Origin of the sequence: Pseudonocardia petroleophila (genome assembly GCF_014235185.1) — a bacterium.
Lineage (GTDB): Bacteria > Actinomycetota > Actinomycetes > Mycobacteriales > Pseudonocardiaceae > Pseudonocardia > Pseudonocardia petroleophila.
Genome location: NZ_CP060131.1, coordinates 508667 through 528175, shown reverse-complemented (window position 1 = coordinate 528175; position 19509 = coordinate 508667). Strand labels below are relative to the sequence as shown.

General features: G+C 73.5%; 15 protein-coding genes and 1 pseudogene. 10 read left to right on the top strand and 6 right to left on the bottom strand.

The window, feature by feature from the left end; translation table 11 throughout:
• The first annotated feature begins 50 nt into the window (after nt 1-50).
• Nucleotides 51-1607: an alpha/beta fold hydrolase gene (locus H6H00_RS02565; RefSeq protein ID WP_255425541.1), complete on the top strand. Its 1557-nt coding sequence runs from the start codon at nt 51-53 to the stop codon at nt 1605-1607.
• Nucleotides 1608-1868: 261 nt separating this feature from the next.
• Nucleotides 1869-2114, top strand: a complete 246-nt coding sequence (locus H6H00_RS02560; protein WP_185719774.1) for a hypothetical protein — start codon at nt 1869-1871, stop codon at nt 2112-2114.
• A gap of 102 nt (nt 2115-2216) precedes the next feature.
• On the opposite strand, the gene boxB is transcribed toward H6H00_RS02560, so the two are convergent.
• The 3 genes from boxB to H6H00_RS02545 all read right to left on the bottom strand — a co-directional run bounded on the left by boxB (nt 2217) and on the right by H6H00_RS02545 (nt 6993).
• A complete protein-coding gene (gene boxB, locus H6H00_RS02555) occupies nt 2217-3629 on the bottom strand; it encodes a benzoyl-CoA 2,3-epoxidase subunit BoxB (RefSeq protein WP_185719773.1) in 1413 nt (470 codons plus the stop codon).
• Between the two features lie 4 nt (nt 3630-3633).
• The gene (gene boxC, locus H6H00_RS02550) at nt 3634-5331 is read right to left on the bottom strand and encodes a 2,3-epoxybenzoyl-CoA dihydrolase (protein ID WP_185719772.1); all 1698 of its coding nucleotides are present in this window, start codon (nt 5329-5331) and stop codon (nt 3634-3636) included.
• A 66-nt stretch (nt 5332-5397) separates the two neighbouring features.
• Complete coding sequence (locus H6H00_RS02545; RefSeq protein ID WP_185719771.1) at nt 5398-6993, bottom strand: benzoate-CoA ligase family protein; 1596 nt, start codon at nt 6991-6993, stop codon at nt 5398-5400.
• A gap of 159 nt (nt 6994-7152) precedes the next feature.
• On the opposite strand from H6H00_RS02545, the gene H6H00_RS02540 reads away from it, so the two are divergent.
• Together H6H00_RS02540 and H6H00_RS02535 are read left to right on the top strand one after the other, a co-directional pair.
• Complete coding sequence (locus H6H00_RS02540; protein WP_185719770.1) at nt 7153-8280, top strand: NDMA-dependent alcohol dehydrogenase; 1128 nt, start codon at nt 7153-7155, stop codon at nt 8278-8280.
• A 77-nt stretch (nt 8281-8357) separates the two neighbouring features.
• Nucleotides 8358-10193 carry an AAA family ATPase gene (locus H6H00_RS02535; RefSeq protein WP_255425540.1) on the top strand — a complete coding sequence of 612 codons (1836 nt, stop codon included), beginning with the start codon at nt 8358-8360 and terminating at the stop codon, nt 10191-10193.
• Here H6H00_RS02535 and H6H00_RS32105 read toward each other — a convergent pair whose 3' ends face one another.
• Both H6H00_RS32105 and H6H00_RS02530 read right to left on the bottom strand, forming a co-directional pair.
• The gene (locus tag H6H00_RS32105; protein WP_255425903.1) at nt 10194-10358 is read right to left on the bottom strand and encodes a hypothetical protein; all 165 of its coding nucleotides are present in this window, start codon (nt 10356-10358) and stop codon (nt 10194-10196) included.
• A gap of 30 nt (nt 10359-10388) precedes the next feature.
• Nucleotides 10389-10919: pseudogene (locus tag H6H00_RS02530) on the bottom strand (LLM class flavin-dependent oxidoreductase); the annotation flags it as partial.
• Between the two features lie 50 nt (nt 10920-10969).
• Here H6H00_RS02530 and H6H00_RS02525 point away from each other — a divergent pair.
• Nucleotides 10970-11758: a PIG-L family deacetylase gene (locus tag H6H00_RS02525; RefSeq protein ID WP_185719768.1), complete on the top strand. Its 789-nt coding sequence runs from the start codon at nt 10970-10972 to the stop codon at nt 11756-11758.
• Here the strand turns inward: H6H00_RS02525 and H6H00_RS02520 are convergent.
• Entirely contained in the window at nt 11683-12537 is an 855-nt protein-coding gene (locus H6H00_RS02520; RefSeq protein ID WP_344735049.1) for an ABC transporter permease, read from the bottom strand. The genes H6H00_RS02525 and H6H00_RS02520 overlap by 76 nt on opposite strands.
• 175 nt (nt 12538-12712) lie before the next feature.
• On the opposite strand from H6H00_RS02520, the gene ctaD reads away from it, so the two are divergent.
• The 5 genes from ctaD (at nt 12713) to H6H00_RS02495 (ending at nt 19508) form a co-directional block, all read left to right on the top strand.
• A complete protein-coding gene (ctaD, locus tag H6H00_RS02515; RefSeq protein ID WP_185719767.1) occupies nt 12713-14467 on the top strand; it encodes an aa3-type cytochrome oxidase subunit I in 1755 nt (584 codons plus the stop codon).
• A 4-nt stretch (nt 14468-14471) separates the two neighbouring features.
• On the top strand, nt 14472-15695 hold the full coding sequence (gene serB, locus H6H00_RS02510) for a phosphoserine phosphatase SerB (protein WP_185719766.1): 1224 nt from the start codon (nt 14472-14474) through the stop codon (nt 15693-15695).
• Complete coding sequence (locus H6H00_RS02505) at nt 15692-16369, top strand: peptidyl-tRNA hydrolase (protein WP_185719765.1); 678 nt, start codon at nt 15692-15694, stop codon at nt 16367-16369. The genes serB and H6H00_RS02505 overlap by 4 nt, the downstream gene beginning before the upstream one ends.
• Complete coding sequence (locus tag H6H00_RS02500; RefSeq protein ID WP_185719764.1) at nt 16366-17544, top strand: winged helix DNA-binding domain-containing protein; 1179 nt, start codon at nt 16366-16368, stop codon at nt 17542-17544. Before H6H00_RS02505 ends, H6H00_RS02500 begins: the two co-directional genes overlap by 4 nt.
• A gap of 80 nt (nt 17545-17624) precedes the next feature.
• Complete coding sequence (locus H6H00_RS02495; protein WP_185719763.1) at nt 17625-19508, top strand: SEC-C domain-containing protein; 1884 nt, start codon at nt 17625-17627, stop codon at nt 19506-19508.
• Nucleotide 19509: the final 1 nt, after the last annotated feature.

The following is a 19509-nucleotide window of genomic DNA, read 5'->3' as shown; positions in this document are numbered from 1 at the left end:
GCGGATCAGGTGACACGCTCGTCACCGTCGGGGGGCGGCGCACTCGCGTCGTGACCCCCGGTCACGAGATCGGGGGGAACGTGCGGAGAAGTGTGGCGGCGGCGTTGACGGCCGGGTTGCTGGCGGCGGGGATGGCGGTGGCGCCCGGGGCGCAGGCGTCGACGCCCCCGGCGGGTTTCACCCCCGCCCCGGTGGTGTGGGGTCCGTGCACGGCGTCGGCGCTCGTGTCGGCGGGGGCCGAGTGCGGGTTCGTCGAGGTCCCGCTCGACCACGACGACCCCACGGGCGCCACGATCGAGCTGGCCGTCTCGCGCGTCGTGCACACCACGGCGGAGTCGCAGGGCGTCATGCTCGTCAACCCGGGCGGCCCGGGCGGGTCGGGCCTCACGCTCGCGCTCCTCGGCGGGTCCGTGCCGAACGGCGCGGGCGCGTCCTACGACTGGATCGGGTTCGACCCCCGCGGCGTCGGGTCCAGCCGCCCCGCGCTGAGCTGCATCCCCGACTACGCGGGCTTCAACCGCCCCGACTACCAGCCCGAGGCCGGCACCGAGCAGGCCTGGCTGGACCTGTCGAAGTCCTACGCCGACGCCTGCGCCGCGAACGGCGGTGAGCTGCTCGACCACCTCACGAGCATCGACACCGTCCGCGACATGGACCTCGTCCGCGCTGCGCTGGGCGCCGAGCAGATCAACTACTACGGCTTCTCCTACGGCACCTACCTGGGCCAGGTCTACTCCACGCTGTACCCGGACCGGGTGCGCCGCATCGTGATGGACGGCGTCGTCGACGTCCGCAAGATCTGGTACGAGGCCAACCTCGAGCAGGACGTCGCGTTCGAGCGCAACATCGGCGCGTTCTTCGACTGGATCGCCGAGAACGACGCGACCTACGGGCTGGGCACCACCGGCGACGAGGTCGAGGCGCTCTACTACGCGGTGCAGGACCAGCTCCGGGCCGCGCCCGCGGAGGGCATCGGCCCGTCGGAGTGGAACGACCTGTTCCTCAGCGCGGGCTACAACGTGCTCGCCTACCCCGGCATCGCCCAGGCGTTCTCCGCCTACGTCACCGACGGCGACGTGGCCGCGATCGTCGACGCCTACGGCTTCGACCCGGCCGCCCCCGACGACAACGGCTACGCGGTCTACCTGGCCGTGCAGTGCACCGACCTGCCGTGGCCGCAGGACTTCGACCGGGTCCGCGCCGACAACGAGCGCGTCGACGCCGAGGCGCCGTTCGAGACGTGGGCCAACGCCTGGTTCAACGGGCCGTGCTCGTTCTGGCCGGCGGCGGCGGGCACGCCCGTCGAGGTCGACGGCAGCGGCGTCGACAGCGCCCTGCTGCTCAGCGAGACCTTCGACGGCGCCACGCCGTTCGCCGGGGCGCTGCACGCCCGCGAGCTGTTCCCGAACGCGGTGCTGGTGGAGGGCGTCGGGGGCTACACGCACTCGGCCTCGCTGTCGGGTGTGGCCTGCACCGACACGATCGTCGCCGACTACCTGGCCACCGGGGCCCTGCCCGAGCGCCGGCCGGAGAGCGACGTGTCCGACGTGCAGTGCGACCCGCTGCCCCAGCCGGAACCGCCGGCCCCGGCACCCGCCGGTTCCTGATCCCGCACGACGGACGGACCGCTCGTCCGACCAGGTCGGGGGAGCGGCGGGCGGGCGGTCCCCGGGTAGGGGGTCGTCCCCGGGTCGGCCCCCGCCCGCCCGCCCGCATCCCGCACGTCCCGGCGGCGCGACCGGGACGAGGGCGGGTGGTGACCGGATCCCCGGTGCCCGGCTGCGACCTACCGTTCTCGCACCCGACGGGCGCGGCGACCACCCGGCCCGTGCCCGTCGGGACACGACAGGCACCGGAAGGAGACCGCCATGACCCCCGTCCACCCGCACGCCGCCGCCGCGCTGACCGGTCGCGACCGCTCCGTGCTGCGCGCGGTGCGCGCCGGACGGTGCGAGGTCACCGGTACCGGCACGCTCGTCGTCGACGGCATCGGCTGCTGCGACCAGTTCCTCGGGTCGCGCCTGGTCCGCGCCGGCCTGATCGCGGCACCCGGCACCCAGCCGGCACCCGCTCGGCTGACCCCGTCCGGGCTCGCCCTCCTCGCCTCGGCGTGACGCCGTGGGCGCCCCGCCGACCTGCGACCGACCGCCCCTCGCGACGGGAACGGCCCGGTCGTCCGTGCGGATCGGACGACCGGGCCGGTTCGTGCGGCGGGATCAGGCGAAGTGCACGTACTCGTACTCGAACGGCTTGTCGTTGATGCCGTTGCTCGGCGGGGCGATCCAGCCGGCGATCTTGCCGGGCTCGTAGACCGGGCGCATCAGCGACTGGACGTGCACCTTGTCGGCCTCGGTGGGCAGCCACTTCCCCAGGTTGGCCTCCCACACGTCCGGGCCGACGACGTCGCCCTTCGGCGTGACGTGGTGCCCGGCGAACAGCCCGACCTCCCGGTTGAACCCGACGTGCGGCAGCGACAGGCGGCGCTCGATGCCCGCCTTCTCCAGGACGCGGTTCCAGCGCTTCATGCCGGTGGCGCAGTCCTGCACGTACTCGTTGCGCAGGTCGTGGTTCAGCGCGACGAGCGCCGAGACCTCCTCGGTGGTGACGGCGCCGTCGCGCACGAGGTCGACGTGGGACGAGTCCTCGGTGAGCTGGTGGTCGTCCTTGCGGCGCTCCTCCTGCCAGCGGCCCTTGAGCCCTGCGGTGAAGTAGTTGGCCGCGTTCGTCGACTTCTCGGACCCGAACAGGTCGAGGCTGACCGAGTAGTGGAAGTTGACGTACTTCTGGATGACGTCGAGCGAGATCCCGCCGTGCGGGGACACGTCGTCGGTGTCGTGCTCGCGCATGAGCTCCGCGGTGCGGGTGACGACGCGGTCGATGCCGGTGGTGCCCACGAACATGTGGTGGGCCTCCTCCTTGAGCATGAACTCGCAGGTCCGGCTCAGGGGGTCGAACGCCGACTCCTTCAGCGTGCCGAGCTGGTACTTGCCGTCCCGGTCGGTGAAGTAGGTGAACATGAAGAACGACAGCCAGTCCGGGGTCTCCTCGTTGAACGCGCCGAGGATCCGGGGGGAGTCGAGGTCGCCGGAGTTGCGCTGCAGCAGCGCCTCGGCCTCCTCGCGGCCGTTGCGGCCGAAGTAGGCGTGCAGCAGGTAGACCATCGCCCAGAGGTGGCGGCCCTCCTCGACGTTGACCTGGAACAGGTTGCGCAGGTCGTAGAGCGACGGCGCGGTCTCGCCGAGGCGGCGCTGCTGCTCGACCGAGGCGGGCTCGGTGTCGCCCTGGATGACGATGAGGCGCTGCAGGTCGGCGCGGTACTCACCGGGCACCTGCTGCCAGACCGGCTGGCCCTTCTGCTCGCCGAAGGCGATCTTGCGGTCGGCGTTGTGCTCCGCGAGGAACACGCCCCACCGGTACTCCTCCATCGCGACGTGGCCGAACTGGGCCCAGCCCTCGCGGCCGACGTCGACGGCGGTGCGCAGGTAGACGTCCTCGGTGGGGACGGCCGGGCCCATCGTCTTCCACCAGTTGATGAAGTTGGGCTGCCACGACTCCAGCGCGCGCTGCAGCTTGCGGTCGCCGGCGAGGTCGACGTTGTTGGGGATCTTCTCGCTGTAGTCGATGCTCATGTCCTCAGACCCGCTTCCGGTCGAAATCGGCCTTGCGTCCCGTGCCGTACTTGCGCAACGCGCCCTCAGGGCCGGACGCGTTGGGTCGAACGAAGATCCAGTTCTGCCAGGCGGTGAGCCGGCTGAAGATGCGGCTCTCCATGGTCTCCGGGCCGACGAACCGGTGGTTCGCCTCCATGCCGGTGAGCGCGTCGGGGGACAGGGACGCCCGCTCCTCCAGCATGATCCGGACCTCGTCCTCCCAGTCGATGTCGTCGGGGGCGTCGGTGACCAGCCCCAGCTCCATCGCCTCGGCGGCGTCGATCCGGCGCCCGGTCTCCTGGCGCAGCTTGGCGACGGTGTCGTCGTCGCCGTAGAACCGGCTGCCCAGCCGCGAGAGGCCGTTGGACATCGGGAACGTGCCGAAGTTCGACGCCGAGAGCACCAGCTGCGCGGGCTCGCCCTCCTCGTCGGCCTCCTCCATGAAGCCGTCGAGCATGTACTGGCGGTCGCAGGCCAGCGCCAGCTCCAGCAGCGCGCCCGCGAAGCAGGAGCCCGGCTCGATCAGCGCGATGAGCGACCGCGAGGTCACGTCGAGGCGCTTGAGCACCCGCTTGTAGTAGTGCCGGATCTCGTTGACCAGCCAGTCGGAGCCGGAGAACTGCTCGATCACGCGCTCGAACGCCAGCGCGTCCTCGACGTCGCCCTTCGTGCGGACGATCCACGTGCCCAGCTCGAGCTCGTTGGCGCGCAGCCGCAGGATCAGGTCGTCGAGCTCGCGGGTCATGGCCAGCGGCCAGAACTCCGCCCCCAGCTCGTGGACGCGCTCGACGGTGTCGGGCACGTCGCCCTCCGGCCCGTGGACGGTGATGTTGACCAGGCCGGCGTCGCGGTCGAAGACGGCGGTGACGTGGCGGTAGCGGATCCCGTCGGCGTCCTCCTCGCGCTGCAGCGGGGGGAGCGGGACGCCGGTGGCGTCGGACGGGCGGGTCGAGGAGGCCGCGGCGGTGGCGGCGCGCTCGGCGACCGTCTCGTCCCAGGCGCGCTTGGGGATCACCTCGTCGACGAGCTTCCACTCGACGGCCTGCTTGCCGCGGGCGCCCTCGGACTTGGTGGCGAACACGTCGGCGCGGTCCTTGCGGACCTTCCGCTTGTCGATCACGCGGGTGAGGCCGCCGGTGCCGGGCAGGACGCCGAGGAGCGGGACCTCGGGCAGCGACACCGCGGAGGAGTTGTCGTCGATGAGCAGGATCTGGTCGCACGCCAGCGCCATCTCGTAGCCGCCGCCCGCCGCGGTGCCGTTGACGGCCGCGATCCAGGTCTGGCCCGAGTTCGCGGTGGCGTCCTCGATGCCGTTGCGGGTCTCGTTGGTGAACTTGCAGAAGTTCACCTTCCACGGGTGGCTCGACTGCGCGAGCATCCGGATGTTGGCGCCCGCGCAGAAGTTGCGGTCCTTCGCGCTGGTGAGCACCACCGCCTTGACGCCGGGGTGCTCGAAGCGCAGGCGCTGCGTGGCGTCGTAGAGCTCGATGTCGACGCCCAGGTCGTAGCTGTTCATCTTCAGCTCGTAGCCCGGGACGATGCCGCCCGTCTCGTCGATGTCGAGCCGCAGGTACGCGACCTCACCCTGGACGTCGAGCGTCCAGTGGCGGTACGTCGAGGGCTCCGCGTCGAAGGAGACCGTGGGGATCTCGGCCTGGTCGGGATCTGCGGTGGTGGTCATCCGTCCTCCGTTGGTCGGGCATCACTCTACAAGACTCGACCGCTACGCGCCATCGGTGTAGAACGTTCAGCCCTGCGCCTCGGCCACGTCGGTGACGGCCTGCGGGGCCGGGGCGACGGTGGCCGCGGCCAGCTCGCGCAGCCGGAAGCGCTGGATCTTGCCCGTCGCGGTGCGCGGCAGCTCGGCGACCTCGACGACGAGCCGCGGCCGCTTGAACGCCGCCAGCCCGGCGCGGCAGAACGCGATCACCTCGTCGGCGTCGACGACCGCACCCGGCTTCGGGACGACGTAGGCCACCGGCTTGTCGAGCCCGTCGCTGTCCGGCACCCCGACCACGACGGCCTCGGCCAGCGAGGGGTGCTCCAGCAGCCGGGTCTCCACCTCCGCCGGGCTGACCCAGATGCCGCCGACCTTGAGCACGTCGTCGGCGCGGCCCAGGCAGGTGTAGCTGCCGTCGGCGCCGCGGACGTACTGGTCGCCGGTGCGCATCCACTCGCCCTGGAACACCCGGCGGTTGACCTCGGTGCGGCACCAGTAGCCGGTGCAGATCGAGTCGCCCGCGACGTAGAGCATCCCCGGCTCGTCGGGGCCGTCGATCACCGTGCCGTCGTCGCGGCGCAGCTCCACGCGGTAGCCGGGCACGGGGAACCCGGAGCTGCCGGGCACGACCGCGCCCGCGACGTTGGAGATGAAGATGTGCAGCGCCTCGGTGGAGCCGATGCCGTCGAGGATCTCGAAGCCGTACTGGTCGCGGACGCCGTGGAACATCCGCGCCGGCAGGGCCTCGCCCGCGGAGACGCCGTTGCGGACCGTCGCGAACCGCTCCCGCGGGAGGTCGGCGGCCATCAGGGGTCCCCAGAAGCTGGGCCCGCCGAAGAACAGGGTGACGCCGTACCGCTCGGTGAGCTCGCCGAAGCGCACCGGGTTCGGCCGGGCCGGCTCCAGCACGGCGGCCGCGCCGACCGAGAGCGGGAAGAACAGCGAGTTGCCGATGCCGTAGGCGAAGAACAGCTTCGCCCCCGACAGGCAGACGTCGGAGGGCCCGATCCGCAGCACCTCGCGCGCGTAGGTGTCGCAGACGAACCGGATGTCGGCGTGCCGGTGCATCGCGCCCTTGGGCGTGCCGGTCGTGCCGGAGGTGTAGAGCCACAGCGCGGGCGACTCGTCCCAGGTGGGGTAGGCGGCGTCGAGGGGTTCGGCGGTGCGCAGCTCGTCCCAGGTCAGCGTGGTGACCCCGGGGACGTCCGGCGCGGACTCGCCGGTGAGCACGAGGTGGTGCAGGTCGGGGGCGCCGGTCGCGGCAGTGGTGACGGCGGCGGCGAACTCGCCGCTGCCCAGCAGCACGCGGGCGCGCGAGTCGACGACGAGCTTGGCCAGCTCCGGCCCGGTCAGCATCGTCGACGACGGCACGGCGACCGCGCCGACGTACATCGCGGCGAGGATGCCGGTCGCGAGCTCGACGTCGTCGACCATCGCCAGCAGGACGCGCTCCTCGGGGCGGACCCCGATCGCGACCAGCCCGGCGGCGACCCGCCGGACCTCCTCGGTCAGCTGCAGGTAGGTGAGGGACCCGCCCGGATGGTGGATCGCGACGCGGTCGGCGTCCCCCGCGGCGACGCGGTCCTCCGTCAGAAACGTGGCGGCGTTGAACGATTCCGTCATGGTGGTGGCGCTCCGTGTTCGAGGTCACCGGACTCTACTGGCGGGCGACCGGCCGTCAACGCTTTCGTAGACCTTCCCAAGACATGCGCACCCTGCTATGAACCGTGGTGGCGCGCCGCATTGCGGCTACCGAACCCCCGACTGTTCAAGGGAGAACACATGCAGACCCGCGGAGCGATCGTCCGTCAGGCCCCCGGCAAGTACGAGGTCGTCGACCTCGAGGTGGACGACCCCCGTCCCGGTGAGGTCCAGGTCAAGCTCGTGGCCTCCGGCCTGTGCCACTCCGACGACCACGTCGCGACCGGCGACATCCCGGTCGGCGTCTACCCGTTCGCCGGCGGCCACGAGGGCGCCGGCATCGTCACCGCCGCCCCGCCGAACCACAAGGGCATCAAGGAGGGCGACCACGTCGTCTTCTCGTTCCTGCCCTCCTGCGGCCACTGCCGCTGGTGCGCATCGGGCCAGCAGAACCTCTGCGACCTGGGCGCCGGGCTGCTCGCCGGCTCGCGCTGGGAGGACCCGACCGACTTCCGCCTGAAGCTCGCCGGCACCGACACCCCGGTCGGCCAGATGTGCGGCATCTCGACGTTCGTGGAGACCACCACCGTCTCCGCCGACTCCGTGGTCAAGGTCGACTCCGACCTGCCGCTGGACAAGGTCTGCCTGCTCGGCTGCAACGTCGGCACCGGCTGGGGCGCCGCGGTCAACTCCGCGCAGGTCCAGCCCGGCCACACCGTCATCGTCATGGGCATCGGCGGCGTCGGCATCAACGCGGTACAGGGGGCGGCCCACGCGGGCGCGGCCAACATCATCGCGGTCGACCCGGTCGCCCTCAAGCGCGAGAACGCCACCCAGCTCGGCGCCACCCACGGCGTCGAGACGATGGAGGAGGCCACCGAGCTGGCCAAGCAGTTCACCAACGGCCAGGGTGCCGACTCGGCGATCATCACCGTCGGCGTCATCAAGCCGGAGTACGTCGGGCAGGCCATGGCGTCGATCCGCAAGGCGGGCACCGTCGTCGTCACCGCGCTGGGCAACATCGCCGACACCACGGGGCTGCCGGTCTCGCTGGCCGACATCACCCTGTTCCAGAAGCGCATCCAGGGCTCGCTGTTCGGCGAGTCGAACCCCAACTGGGACATCCTGCGCCAGGTGGAGCTCTACCGCGCCGGTGTGCTGAAGCTCGACGAGGTCATCACCACGACCTACAGCCTCGACCAGATCGGCACCGGCTACGAGGCCATGCACGCGGGCACGAACCAGAAGGGCGTCATCGTCTACAGCTGACCGACGCGCCCTCTCCCTGACACGTGGACGGCACCCCCACGGGGGTGCCGTTCGCGTGTGCCCCCGAAAGGACCACCGTGACCACGCCCACCCCTGTCGTCGGCCTGCGCCGCGAGCGCGAGGTGCTCACCGTCGCGCTCGTCACCGGCCGGCACGCCGTCATCGAAGGACCGCCGGGCACCGGCAAGTCGACGCTGCTGCGCTCGATCGCCCGCGACACCGGGCAGGAGGTCGTGTTCGTCGAGGGCAACGCCGAGCTGACGCCCGCGCGCCTGGTCGGCCAGTTCGACCCGTCGCAGGTGCTCGCCACCGGCTACCAGCCCGACTCCTTCGTCGACGGCCCGCTGATCACGGCCATGCGCACCGGCGGGCTCCTCTACATGGAGGAGCTCAACCGCGTGCCCGAGGAGACGCTCAACGTCCTCATCACCGTGCTGACCGAGGGCGAGATCGCGGTCCCGCGCCTGGGCACCGTGCACGCGGGCAAGGACTTCCGGCTGATCGCCGCGATGAACCCGTTCGACGCCGTCGGCACCGCGCGGGTCAGCCAGGCCATCGCCGACCGCATGTGCCGCGTCGTGCTGGGCTACCAGGACCTCGACGGGGAGCGGGCGATCACGTCGTCGGTCAGCGGGCTGAGCGGGAAGTGGGTCGACCTGTCGGTCACCCTGACCCGCGCCACCCGCGAGCACCGCGACGTCCGGATGGGCAGCTCGGTGCGCGGCGCGATCGACCTGTCCCTGGTCCTGACCGGGCTGGCCGACCTGCGTAAGGAGGCGGAGCCGTCGCGGGAGACCGCGCGCGACGCCGCCTACGCCGCGCTGTCGGGCCGCATCCGGATCGTCGACGGCGTGGACCGCACCGCGGAGTCGGTGATCGACGAGCTGCTCGAGGCGCACTGGCCGTCGGAGGAACCCGACGCCCCGGAGACCGACTCCCCGGAGTCCCCGGACGCCGAGGGAAAAGCACCTAGCCCGGGCCACAACCCGGGCTTCCAGCAGCGGTCGCGCCCGGGCCGGGAGCAGCCGGGACGCACCCAGGGGCGGCAGCAGATCGCGGCCAACCACCCCTCCTTCGACGAGGTCTCGCCCGAGCCGGGCGAGCTCGACGTCGACGCCTTCGACCGGCTCGCCGGCGAGGACCCGGAGGGCGCGGCCGCGCTGCTCGCCGACATGGCCGTGGCCACCGACGTGGCGCTGCGGGCGGCCGCGCGCAAGCTCGCCGGGCGGGTGTTCATCCGGCTCGGGCGGGTCGGCCCGGCCAAGGCGCGGGGCACGCGGCGGCTCGGCCCGTCGCGCCGCCTGGACGGCGATCTGGACCTCGACCGCACGCTCGAGGCGTGGGACCCGTCCGCGTCACGGCGGCCCGAGGAGCTGGTCACCCGCACCTGGACCGCGCACCGGCGCGCGGTCTGCCTGGTCGTCGACATCTCGGGGTCGATGAAGGGCCTCGCCGTCGCGCTGGCCGCGGTCGCCGCGGCCGGGGTCGTCGTCGCCAACGAGAACGGGCCGCCGCAGCTGCAGCCGTCCGTGCTCGCGTTCGGGGCGGGGGTGAAGGTGCTGCAGGCGCAGGGCGTGCGGCGCCCGCCCGAGGAGCTGCTCTCGGACCTCATCGCGCTGCGCGGCCACGGCACCACCGACCTCGCGGCCGGGCTGCGGGAGGCGTCGAAGCAGCTGGCGTCCGCGGTGGCCGACGAGCGGTTCGTCGTGCTGCTGTCGGACTGCCTGCACACCGCGGGCGACGACCCGGCCGAGGCGCTGGGCGGCATCGACCGGCTGCACGTCCTCGTGCCGCTGGGCGGGCCGGAGGCGGAGGCGGCCGCGTTCCCGCTGGCCACCCGCGGCGGGGGCCGGGCACAGGTGGTGAAGCGGCTGGCCGAGATCGCCCCGGCGCTGACCCGGATCCTGGCCTGATCACCGCACCCGGGCGGCGAACTCCGCCATCCGCCCGGCCGTGCCCTCGTGCGGGCCGAGGTGGACCGCCACCGCGTCCGCCCCGGCGTCGGCGAACGCGGCCACGTCGTGCACGGCGCGGTCCAGCTCCGCGGCCCCACCGCGCCACTCGATCCGGGTGCCCACCCGGACCGGGCGGTCGGTGAGCCCGCGCAGCCGCGCGACGCGCTCCGCGAACGCGTCCGGCGCCAGCCCGAAGCCCTGCCACTCGTCACCCAGCTCCGCCGCGCGCCGCAGCGCCCGGTCCGACGTGCCGCCGACGACGATCGGGACGGGCCCGGGGACCGGCGCGAAGACCCCGGTGCCGACCTCCCCGGCGAACAGCCGGCGCAGCAGCCGGATGCCCTTGTCGGTGCGGGTGCCGCGGGAGGCGAAGTCGGACCCGACCGCGGCGAACTCCGCGGCGGCCTAGCCGGTGCCGACGCCGAGGGAGAAGCGCCCGCCGGAGAAGCGGTCCAGCGTGGCGACCTGCTTGGCGAGCACGAACGGGTCGCGCAGCGGCAGCACGAGCACCGAGGTGCCGAACCGGATCGTCGAGGTCACCGCGGCCAGGTGCGAGAGCGCGACCAGCGGTTCGTACACGCCGCCGTAGACGTCGCCGTAGGGCTCGGGCGGCAGGACGTGGTCGGGCAGCCACGCCGTCCCGAAGCCGAGCCGCTCGGCGTCGCGGGCCAGGTCGACCAGCACGGCGGACGGTCGTACTCCTCCGGTCGGGCCGGGCCCGTAGGCTCGGCGGCGTGGGAACCATCGTCTCCTTTCACGCCCATCCGGACGACGAGTCGATCGGCTCGGCCGGCACCCTGGCCCGGGCCGCCGCGGCCGGGCACCGGGTGGTGCTCGTCTTCGCCACCCGCGGTGAGCTGGGCGAACCCGTCCCCGGCGTGCTGGAGCCGGGGGAGCAGCTGCCGGTGCGGCGCTCCGCGGAGTGCTACGCGTCGGCGGCGGTGATCGGCGCGAAGCGCGTCGAGTTCCTCCCCTACACCGACTCGGGGATGATCGGCGAGCCCAGCAACGAGGCGCCGTACTGCTTCTGGCAGGCCGACGTCGAGCACGCGGCGCGGCTGCTCGCCGTGATCCTCGACGAGGAGGAGCCCGACGTCCTCACCGTCTACGACGACAACGGCGGCTACGGCCACCCCGACCACATCCAGGTGCACCGGGTGGGGAAGCGGGCGGCGGAGCTCGCGGCGGTGCCGGTCGTCGCCCAGGGCACGATGAACCGCGACTGGATGCTGCGCGGCATGAAGGCGCAGAACCCCGACTTCACCCCGCCCCCCGGCATGGACACCGTGGGCAAGTCGGAGTCGGAGATCACCCACCGGGTCGACGTCGTCGACTTCGTGGAGCAGAAGCGCGCGTCGATGCGGGCCCACGCGAGCCAGATGGGGCCCGACCACTTCCTGCTGACGATGCCGGACCCGATGTTCGCACTCGGGATGGGCACGGAGTTCTACATCGTCGACCCGCCGGTCAACCCGGCGTCGGCGCCGGAGGTCTTCGAGGAGCTGTTCCTCCCGCTGCGCTGAAGCACCCGGGGGTGGGCCCGTTCGGTCCGGATCGCCGCGGGCTCGGTGTCGCGGTGGATCCGGCCCCGGCACACCAGCTCCACGGCCAGCGCCACCGCGACGGTCTCCACGGCGAGCAGCAGGACCAGCACGAGCAGCTGCACCGCCCCCGCCTCGACCGGGGACGCCCCGCCGAGCAGCATGCCCACGAACGCGCCGGGCAGCGTCACGAGCCCCACCGTGCGGGTCTGGTCGGTCACCGGCACCAGCGCCGAGGCCGCCGACGGCCGGGCGATCTCGATCGCGGCGTCCCTGGCGACGAACCCGAGCGACAGCGCCGCCTCGACCTCGCCGCGGCGGGCCTCCAGCTCGTCCAGCGCGCGCTTCCCGGCCAGCGCGGTGGCCGTCATCGTGCCGCCGATGAGGATGCCGGCCGTGGGGATCACCGAGATCCCGTTCGGCGGCACCACCCCGGCCAGCACGAGCGCCCCCACCACGGGGAGCGGGGTGACCGCGATCGGCAGCGCCGCCCACCAGCCGCTGGCGCTGCCGGTCATCCGCCGTCCCGCGGTGCGGGCCGCCACCACGACCATCACGGCCACGAACAGCGCGCTCAGCGCGAACGAGCCGACGATGCCGCCGATCAGCAGCGAGACGACGCCCAGCTGCAGCGTGGCGCGCAGGGCGGCGGTCACCGTGGCGCGCGAGGTGCCCAGTCGCGCCGCCCAGGCCACCGCCGCACCCAGCAGCACGGCCACCACCATGGCCACGGCGAGGGCCGGGCCGATCACGATGTTCACGCGGCGAGATGATGTGCCGCCCGGCCGGGCCGCGCCACCGCGTGTCCTCCGAACGGGTGGACGACGCCCCCGGCGGCGGTCGTCACAGGTTCCGTGCGACGCCCGGTGGGCCTTCGACAGCGAGTAGAGCTAAGCTCCGATCCGAGCTCAACAGACCACCGCAGGGAGTGAACACGTGACAGCCGTCGCCCCCAAGCCGATCACGTCGCGCCCGTACCCGGCGCGCCGTACCGGCAAGGGTTCCACGTTCCTGAAGATGCTCAGGACGACGGACCCCAAGGACATCGCGATCCTGTACATGGTCACGTCGTTCGGCTTCTTCCTGGCCGGTGGCGCGATGGCCCTGCTGATGCGCGGTGAGCTGGCCGTGCCCGGGCAGCAGTTCCTGTCCAGCGAGCAGTACAACCAGCTGTTCACCATGCACGGCACGATCATGCTGCTGCTGTACGCCACCCCGATCCTCTTCGGGTTCGCGAACTACATCGTGCCGCTGCAGATCGGCGCCCCCGACGTCGCGTTCCCGCGGCTCAACGCGTTCTCCTACTGGCTGTTCCTCTTCGGTGGCCTCACGGTCATCTCGGGCTTCCTCACGCCGGGCGGCGCCGCCGACTTCGGCTGGTTCGCCTACACCCCGCTGAGCAACGCCACGTACTCCCCGGGTGCCGGTGGCGACCTGTGGATCGTCGGCCTGATCGTCTCCGGGCTCGGCACGATCCTCGGTGGCGTCAACTTCATCACCACGATCGTCTGCATGCGCGCGCCCGGCATGACGATGTTCCGGATGCCGATCTTCACGTGGAACATCTTCGTGACGGCGCTGCTCATCCTCATCGCGTTCCCGGTGCTGACCGCCGCCCTGTTCGGGCTGCTGGCCGACCGCCACCTCGGCGCGCACGTGTTCGACCCCGCCAACGGCGGCACGATCCTCTACCAGCACCTGTTCTGGTTCTTCGGCCACCCGGAGGTCTACATCGTGGCGCTGCCGTTCTTCGGCATCGTCTCGGAGATCTTCCCGGTGTTCAGCCGCAAGCCCGTCTTCGGCTACAAGACCCTGATCTACGCGACGATCGCGATCGCGGTCCTCTCGGTCGCCGTGTGGGCGCACCACATGTACGCCACCGGCGCGGTGCTGCTGGCCTTCTTCTCCTTCACCACGTTCCTCATCGCGATCCCGACGGGCGTCAAGTTCGTCAACTGGATCGGCACGATGTGGAAGGGCAAGCTGACGTTCGAGACGCCGATGCTGTTCTCGGTCGGCTTCCTCGCCACGTTCCTGTTCGGTGGCCTGACAGGCGTGCTGCTGGCCAGCCCGCCCATCGACTTCCACGTCTCCGACACCTACTTCGTGGTGGCGCACTTCCACTACGTGCTGTTCGGCACGATCGTGTTCGCCACCTACGCCGGCATCTACTTCTGGTTCCCGAAGATGACCGGCCGGATGATGGACGAGACGCTGGGCAAGTTCCACTTCTGGACCACGTTCGTCGGCTTCCACATGACGTTCCTCGTGCAGCACTGGGTGGGCAACGAGGGCATGCCGCGCCGCTACGTCGACTACCAGCCGCAGGACGGGTTCACGTTCCTCAACTCGTTCTCCTCGGTGGGCGCGTTCGTCCTCGGCGCCTCGACGCTGCCGTTCATCTGGAACGTGTTCAAGAGCTACCGCTACGGCCGCGTCGTCACCGTCGACGACCCGTGGGGCTTCGGCAACTCGCTGGAATGGGCCACCAGCTGCCCGCCGCCGCGGCACAACTTCACCGAGCTGCCGCGGATCCGTTCCGAGCGCCCGGCGTTCGAGCTGCACTACCCGCACCTGGTCGAGCGCTTCCGCGAGGAGGCCCACGTCGGGGGCAGGGCGGCGCCGTCGGAGATGCTCACCCAGGCCGTCGGGCGCGAGGAGCAGCCGAACGGCGACCCGAAGTCCCGCTAGACCGGTGGCCGACACCAGCGTCCTCATCACGGTCACCGGCCCCGACCGGCCCGGTGTCAGCTCGGTGCTCTTCGCCGCGCTGACCCGGCACGGGGTCGACCTGGTCGACGTCGAGCAGGTCGTCATCCGCGGCCGGCTCACGCTGGGGGCGCTGGTCACGGCGCACCACGACCCCGAGGGGCTGCAGGAGGCCGTCGAGCAGGCGATGGCGAGCATCTCGATGCAGGTGCAGACCTCGATCGGCGCCGACCCGTCGGTGCGGCACTCCACGCACGTCGTCGTCGTCACCGGGCGGCCGATCTCCGCGCGGGCGTTCGGCTCGATCGCGCAGGCACTGGCCGACGCGGGCGCCAACATCGACGCCATCCGCCGCGTGGCCGACTATCCGGTCACCGGCCTGGAGCTGATGGTCTCCCCGGTGCCCGGCCAGAGCTCGCAGGACTACCCGCCCGGCACGCTGCGGACGAAGCTGGTCGAGGTCGCGCGAGCCGCGGGCGTCGACGTCGCCGTCGAGCGGGCGGGGCTGGCGCGCCGCAGCAAGCGGCTGATCGTGTTCGACGTCGACTCCACGCTCATCCAGGGCGAGGTCATCGAGATGCTCGCCGCGCGGGCCGGGGCCGAGGACGAGGTCCGGGCCGTCACCGAGGCCGCGATGGCGGGCGAGCTCGACTTCACCGAGTCGCTGCGCCGCCGCGTCGCGGTGCTGGCGGGGCTGCCCGAGTCGGTGCTGGCCGAGGTCGCCTCCGAGCTGGAGCTGACGCCGGGCGCCCGCACCACGATCCGCACGCTCAAGCGCCTGGGGTACCGCTGCGGCGTGGTCTCCGGCGGGTTCACGGCCGTCATCTCCGGGTTGGCCGACGAGCTGGGACTGGACTTCTGCGCCGCCAACGAGCTGGAGATCGTCGACGGGCGGCTCACCGGCCGCGTCGTCGGCGAGGTGGTCGACCGGCCGGGCAAGGCCGTGGCGCTGCGCCGCTTTGCCGAGACCCACGGCGTCCCGCTGGAGCAGTGCGTGGCCGTCGGCGACGGGGCCAACGACATCGACATGCTGGCCACGGCCGGGCTGGGCATCGCGTTCAACGCGAAGCCCGCGCTGCGCGAGGTCGCCGACACCGCGCTGTCCCACCCCTACCTCGACGTCGTGCTGTTCGTGCTGGGCATCACCCGCGACGACGTCGAGCGGGCCGACGCCGCGGAAGGCATCGCGCGCCGCGTGCCGATCGCGTGACCGCACTCGCGCCGCTGGTGGGCCGCTTCACCGGGCCGCGGGTCGCCGTCCCGCCGGAGCCAGACGGGGTGGTGCGCGCGATGCCGCTGGTGCTGCGGCTGGAGAAGCCGCCCGCCGCGCGGACGCCGGTGCTGGAGGCGGCCGCCGCCGCGTCGCTCGCCCTGTGCCTCGACCCGCGCGCCGAGCCGGGCGGGGAGTGGCACGAGTCCGTGTCGGCGTGGGTGGCGAGCCGGATCCGCAAGATCGCCCGCCGGGCCCGCGGTGCGCACTGGACGGCGGTGCAGGACCTCCCGGGCGTCACGTGGACGGTGGGGGACGCGCAGGTCCGCGCGCTGCTGCCCGGCCCCGTCGACGACGTCCCGCGGGTGCTCGCGCGGCTGCAGATCGGCGGCACCGACCTGGAGCGCGACGCGCCCGGCCCGCCCCCCGACGGCCCGGTGATCTGGGTGAATGCGGCGCTGGAGATGACGGTCGGCAAGGCCGCGGCGCAGGTCGGGCACGCGTCGATGCTGTACGCGGCGGCGCGCGGGCTCACGGCGGTGCCGGCGTTCGCGGTGCGCGAGGCGGGGCCAGCGCAGTGGGCGCGGCTCGTCACCGACCCGGCCGGGGTGCCGGTGCGCGACGCCGGGTTCACCGAGGTGGCGCCGGGCACGGTCACCTGCGTCGCGCGATGACCGCACGCCGCATCGGCGCCGCGGAGCGCCGCGCCCGCCTCGCGCTGCGGCACCGGCACGTGCCCTCCGCCCGCACCGACGACGTCGTCGCGATCGCCGACGACCTGGTGGCGCTGCACTCCACCGATCCCGTCACGGTGTACCTGTCGGTGGCGGCCCGGATGCGCACCCCGGCGCTGGAGCCGCTCGCCGCCGCGCTCTACGACGACCGCACGCTGATCCGCCACCACGCGATGCGCCGCACGCTGTGGGTGTTCGGCCACGACACCGCCCGGCTGGCCCACCACGGGGCCACCCTGGCCGTCGCGCGGGTGCAGCGGCGCGACCTGCTGGCCTCGCTCGGCGCGAGCGGCGTCGCCGACCCGGAGGCGTGGCTCGCCGCCGCCGACGCTCAGGTGCACGCGCTGCTCGCCGCGGAGGGCCCGTTGACCGCCCGCGAGGTGGGTGCGCGGCTGCCCGAGCTGGCCCGGCCCCTCACGGTCGGCGGGGGGAAGTTCGTCGCCACGCAGGCCGCGCACTCCCGCGTCCTGCTGGTGCTGGGGTTCACCGGGCGCGTCATCCGGGCCCGCCCGACGGGCACCTGGATCAACGGGCAGTACCGCTGGGCCGCGGCGGACCGGTGGCTGCCCGGCGGGTTCGGCGAGGCCGACGTGCGGGAGTCGGCGGCGGGCCTGGCCCGGCGCTGGCTGCGCGCCTTCGGGCCCGGCACCCGCACCGACCTGGCGTGGTGGGCGGGCTGGACGGTCGCCACGACGACGGCCGCGCTGGCCGACGTCGGGGCCGTGGAGGTGGAGCTCGACGAGGGCCCGGGCTGGGTGCTGCCCGACGACGTCGACCCGGTGGCGCCGCAGGAGCCGTCCGCCCGGCTCCTGCCCGGCCTCGACCCGTCGACGATGGGGTGGAAGCAGCGCGGGTTCCACCTCGACCCGGACCACGTGCCGCACCTGTTCGACCGCAACGGCAACGGCGGGCCGATGCTGTGGGTCGACGGGCGGATCGTCGGGAGCTGGGTGCAGCGCCGGGACGGCGTGATCGCGACGAAGCTGCTCGCCGACGTCGGTGCGGAGGCCGCGGCGGAGCTGGAGCGCCACGCCCACGAGCTGGAGGCGCTGCTCGGCGACGTGCGGTTCACCGTGCGCTACCCGGCCCCGGTGCAGGCCGAGCTCCTCGCGTGAACCAGGGTTGAGGGGTGGATACGTCGAGACAGCGGGTCCTGGCCCGAGGCGGGGCCCGGCGCGGGCGTCCGGGTGCGGCCGTGGAGCGGCCGCCGGTGGAGACCGTCACGGCGGCCTACGTCGAGCTGGCGCGCACCCGCGTCGCGCTCGGGGCGTCGGAGCTGGAGGCGCAGCTCGCCACCCGGTTCGGCCTCCCCGCCGACGACGAGCTGCTGCTCGACGCGGGCGACGAGGCGATGCTCGACCCGTACTCGCCGCTCACGCTGCTGGCGCCCGAGACCGTGGTGCACGCCCCCGCGCTGATGGCCGGTGCGGTGCTCACCCACCGCCTCACCGCCGACGAGCGCGAGGGCGGCTTCCTCGTGCTCGACGTCGACCTCGCCGGGTTCCTGCGCGTGCCCGGCCCGCACGCGGGCGCCGAGCCGCTGGCCGTCGACGACGTCGACGGGGAGCCCGCCTGGATCGGCCCCGAGGACTGGCTGGCCGCGCACCCCGCCGACGCCCTGCTGGCCGTGCGCGTCGCCGACGACGGCGCGGTCGAGCTGGCCGTGCTCGACGCCGACCCGGCCGTCCCGCCGGGGCTGGTACAGCGGCTGCGTGCGGTCTACGACGCGGAGCTGGACTCACCCGACGAGCCGGGACTGCCGGTGTCGGCGGAGAACCTCGTGCTCGGCCTGCGCGCCGCCGACCGCGGCGCCCTGTCCTCGCCGGTGCCGCCGCTCGCGGAGCTGGCCGCGGCGGCGGGCCTGGAGCGGCGCGGGCCGGAGTTCGCCCACGCCGGGTCGGTGTGGGCCGCGGGGGAGGAGGCCGACCGGCACTGGCGCCTGATCGAGCGCCTCGGCACCGACGGGGCCGCCACCACCGCCCTGGAGGCGCTGGACCTGCTCGCCGACCCCGCGGGCGATCCCGGCACCCTGCGCCGGGCGCTGGAGCTGCTCCAGGAGCCCGACGTCCTCGTCGCCGTCACCGACGAGCTGCTCGACGGCGACGACCCGGCCCGGCTCGCGCCGTTCGTCGCGCTGGCCGACCGGATGGTGGCCGCGGCGGGCACCTCGCCCCGCGCCGCGGTCGCCCGCTGGATGGCGGCCCTCGCGGCCGAGCGCGACGGCCGGGTGCTCGACGCCGAGTCGCACCTGCGCGCCGCCTGCAGCGAGGCCGAGGGCTGGCCGTTCGTCGAGGACCGGCTGGCCTGGTACGAGGCCGACCGCGGTGACGCGGCGGCCGCCGCCGGGCGCTGGCGCTCCATCGGCACCCCCGACGACGACCCCGACCTCGGCTTCGCCGCCCGCGCCGCCGCCGGGCTCGGCGCGCAGCCGGGTCGCAACGAGCCGTGCTGGTGCGGGTCCGGCCGCAAGTTCAAGCAGTGCCACAGCGGCCGGCCGATGGCCGCGCCGCTGCCGGAGTGGGTCGGCGGGCTGTGGCGCAAGGCGGTCGCCTACCTGGAGCGGCGCGGGGGTGCGGCCGAGGAGGACCTGGCGGACCACGCGGCGTGGCGCGCGGGGGAGTCGGGCGACCCGGACGCCGCCTTCGTCGACCCGTTCACCGCCGACGCCACCCTGCACGAGGGCGGCTGGTTCGCGCAGTTCCTCACCGAGCGCGGCCCGCTGCTCCCCGCCGACGAGGCGGCGCTGGGGGCGTCCTGGCTCGACGCCGACCGCGCACTGGTCGAGGTGCTCGCCGTCCGCCCCGGCGAGGGGCTCGACGTGCGCGACCGCCGCGGCGGCGACCCGGTGACGGTCACCGAGCGCACGGCGAGCGGCGCGGTGCGGGTGGGTGCGGTGCTCTGCGCCCGGGCCGTGCCGGACGGCGGGGGCGGGCACCGGTTCGTCGGCGCGGTCCTCCCGGTCCCGGCCGACGCCGAGTCCGACCTGCGGGAGCTGCTCGAGATCGGCGACCCGGCGTCGCTGCTGGACTGGGCCGCGACCCACGTCCCGGTGGCCCCCGCCCCACCCGCCCGGGCCTGAC

Bases quoted from the DNA above. Each gene is read 5' to 3' on its own strand.
- H6H00_RS02560 (WP_185719774.1), top strand. From the start codon at position 1,869: ATGACCCCCGTCCACCCGCACGCCGCCGCCGCGCTGACCGGTCGCGAC.
- H6H00_RS02500 (WP_185719764.1), top strand. From the start codon at position 16,366: ATGACCGCACGCCGCATCGGCGCCGCGGAGCGCCGCGCCCGCCTCGCG.
- boxB (WP_185719773.1), bottom strand. From the start codon at position 3,629: ATGAGCATCGACTACAGCGAGAAGATCCCCAACAACGTCGACCTCGCC.
- H6H00_RS02540 (WP_185719770.1), top strand. From the start codon at position 7,153: ATGCAGACCCGCGGAGCGATCGTCCGTCAGGCCCCCGGCAAGTACGAG.
- H6H00_RS02545 (WP_185719771.1), bottom strand. From the start codon at position 6,993: ATGACGGAATCGTTCAACGCCGCCACGTTTCTGACGGAGGACCGCGTC.
- boxC (WP_185719772.1), bottom strand. From the start codon at position 5,331: ATGACCACCACCGCAGATCCCGACCAGGCCGAGATCCCCACGGTCTCC.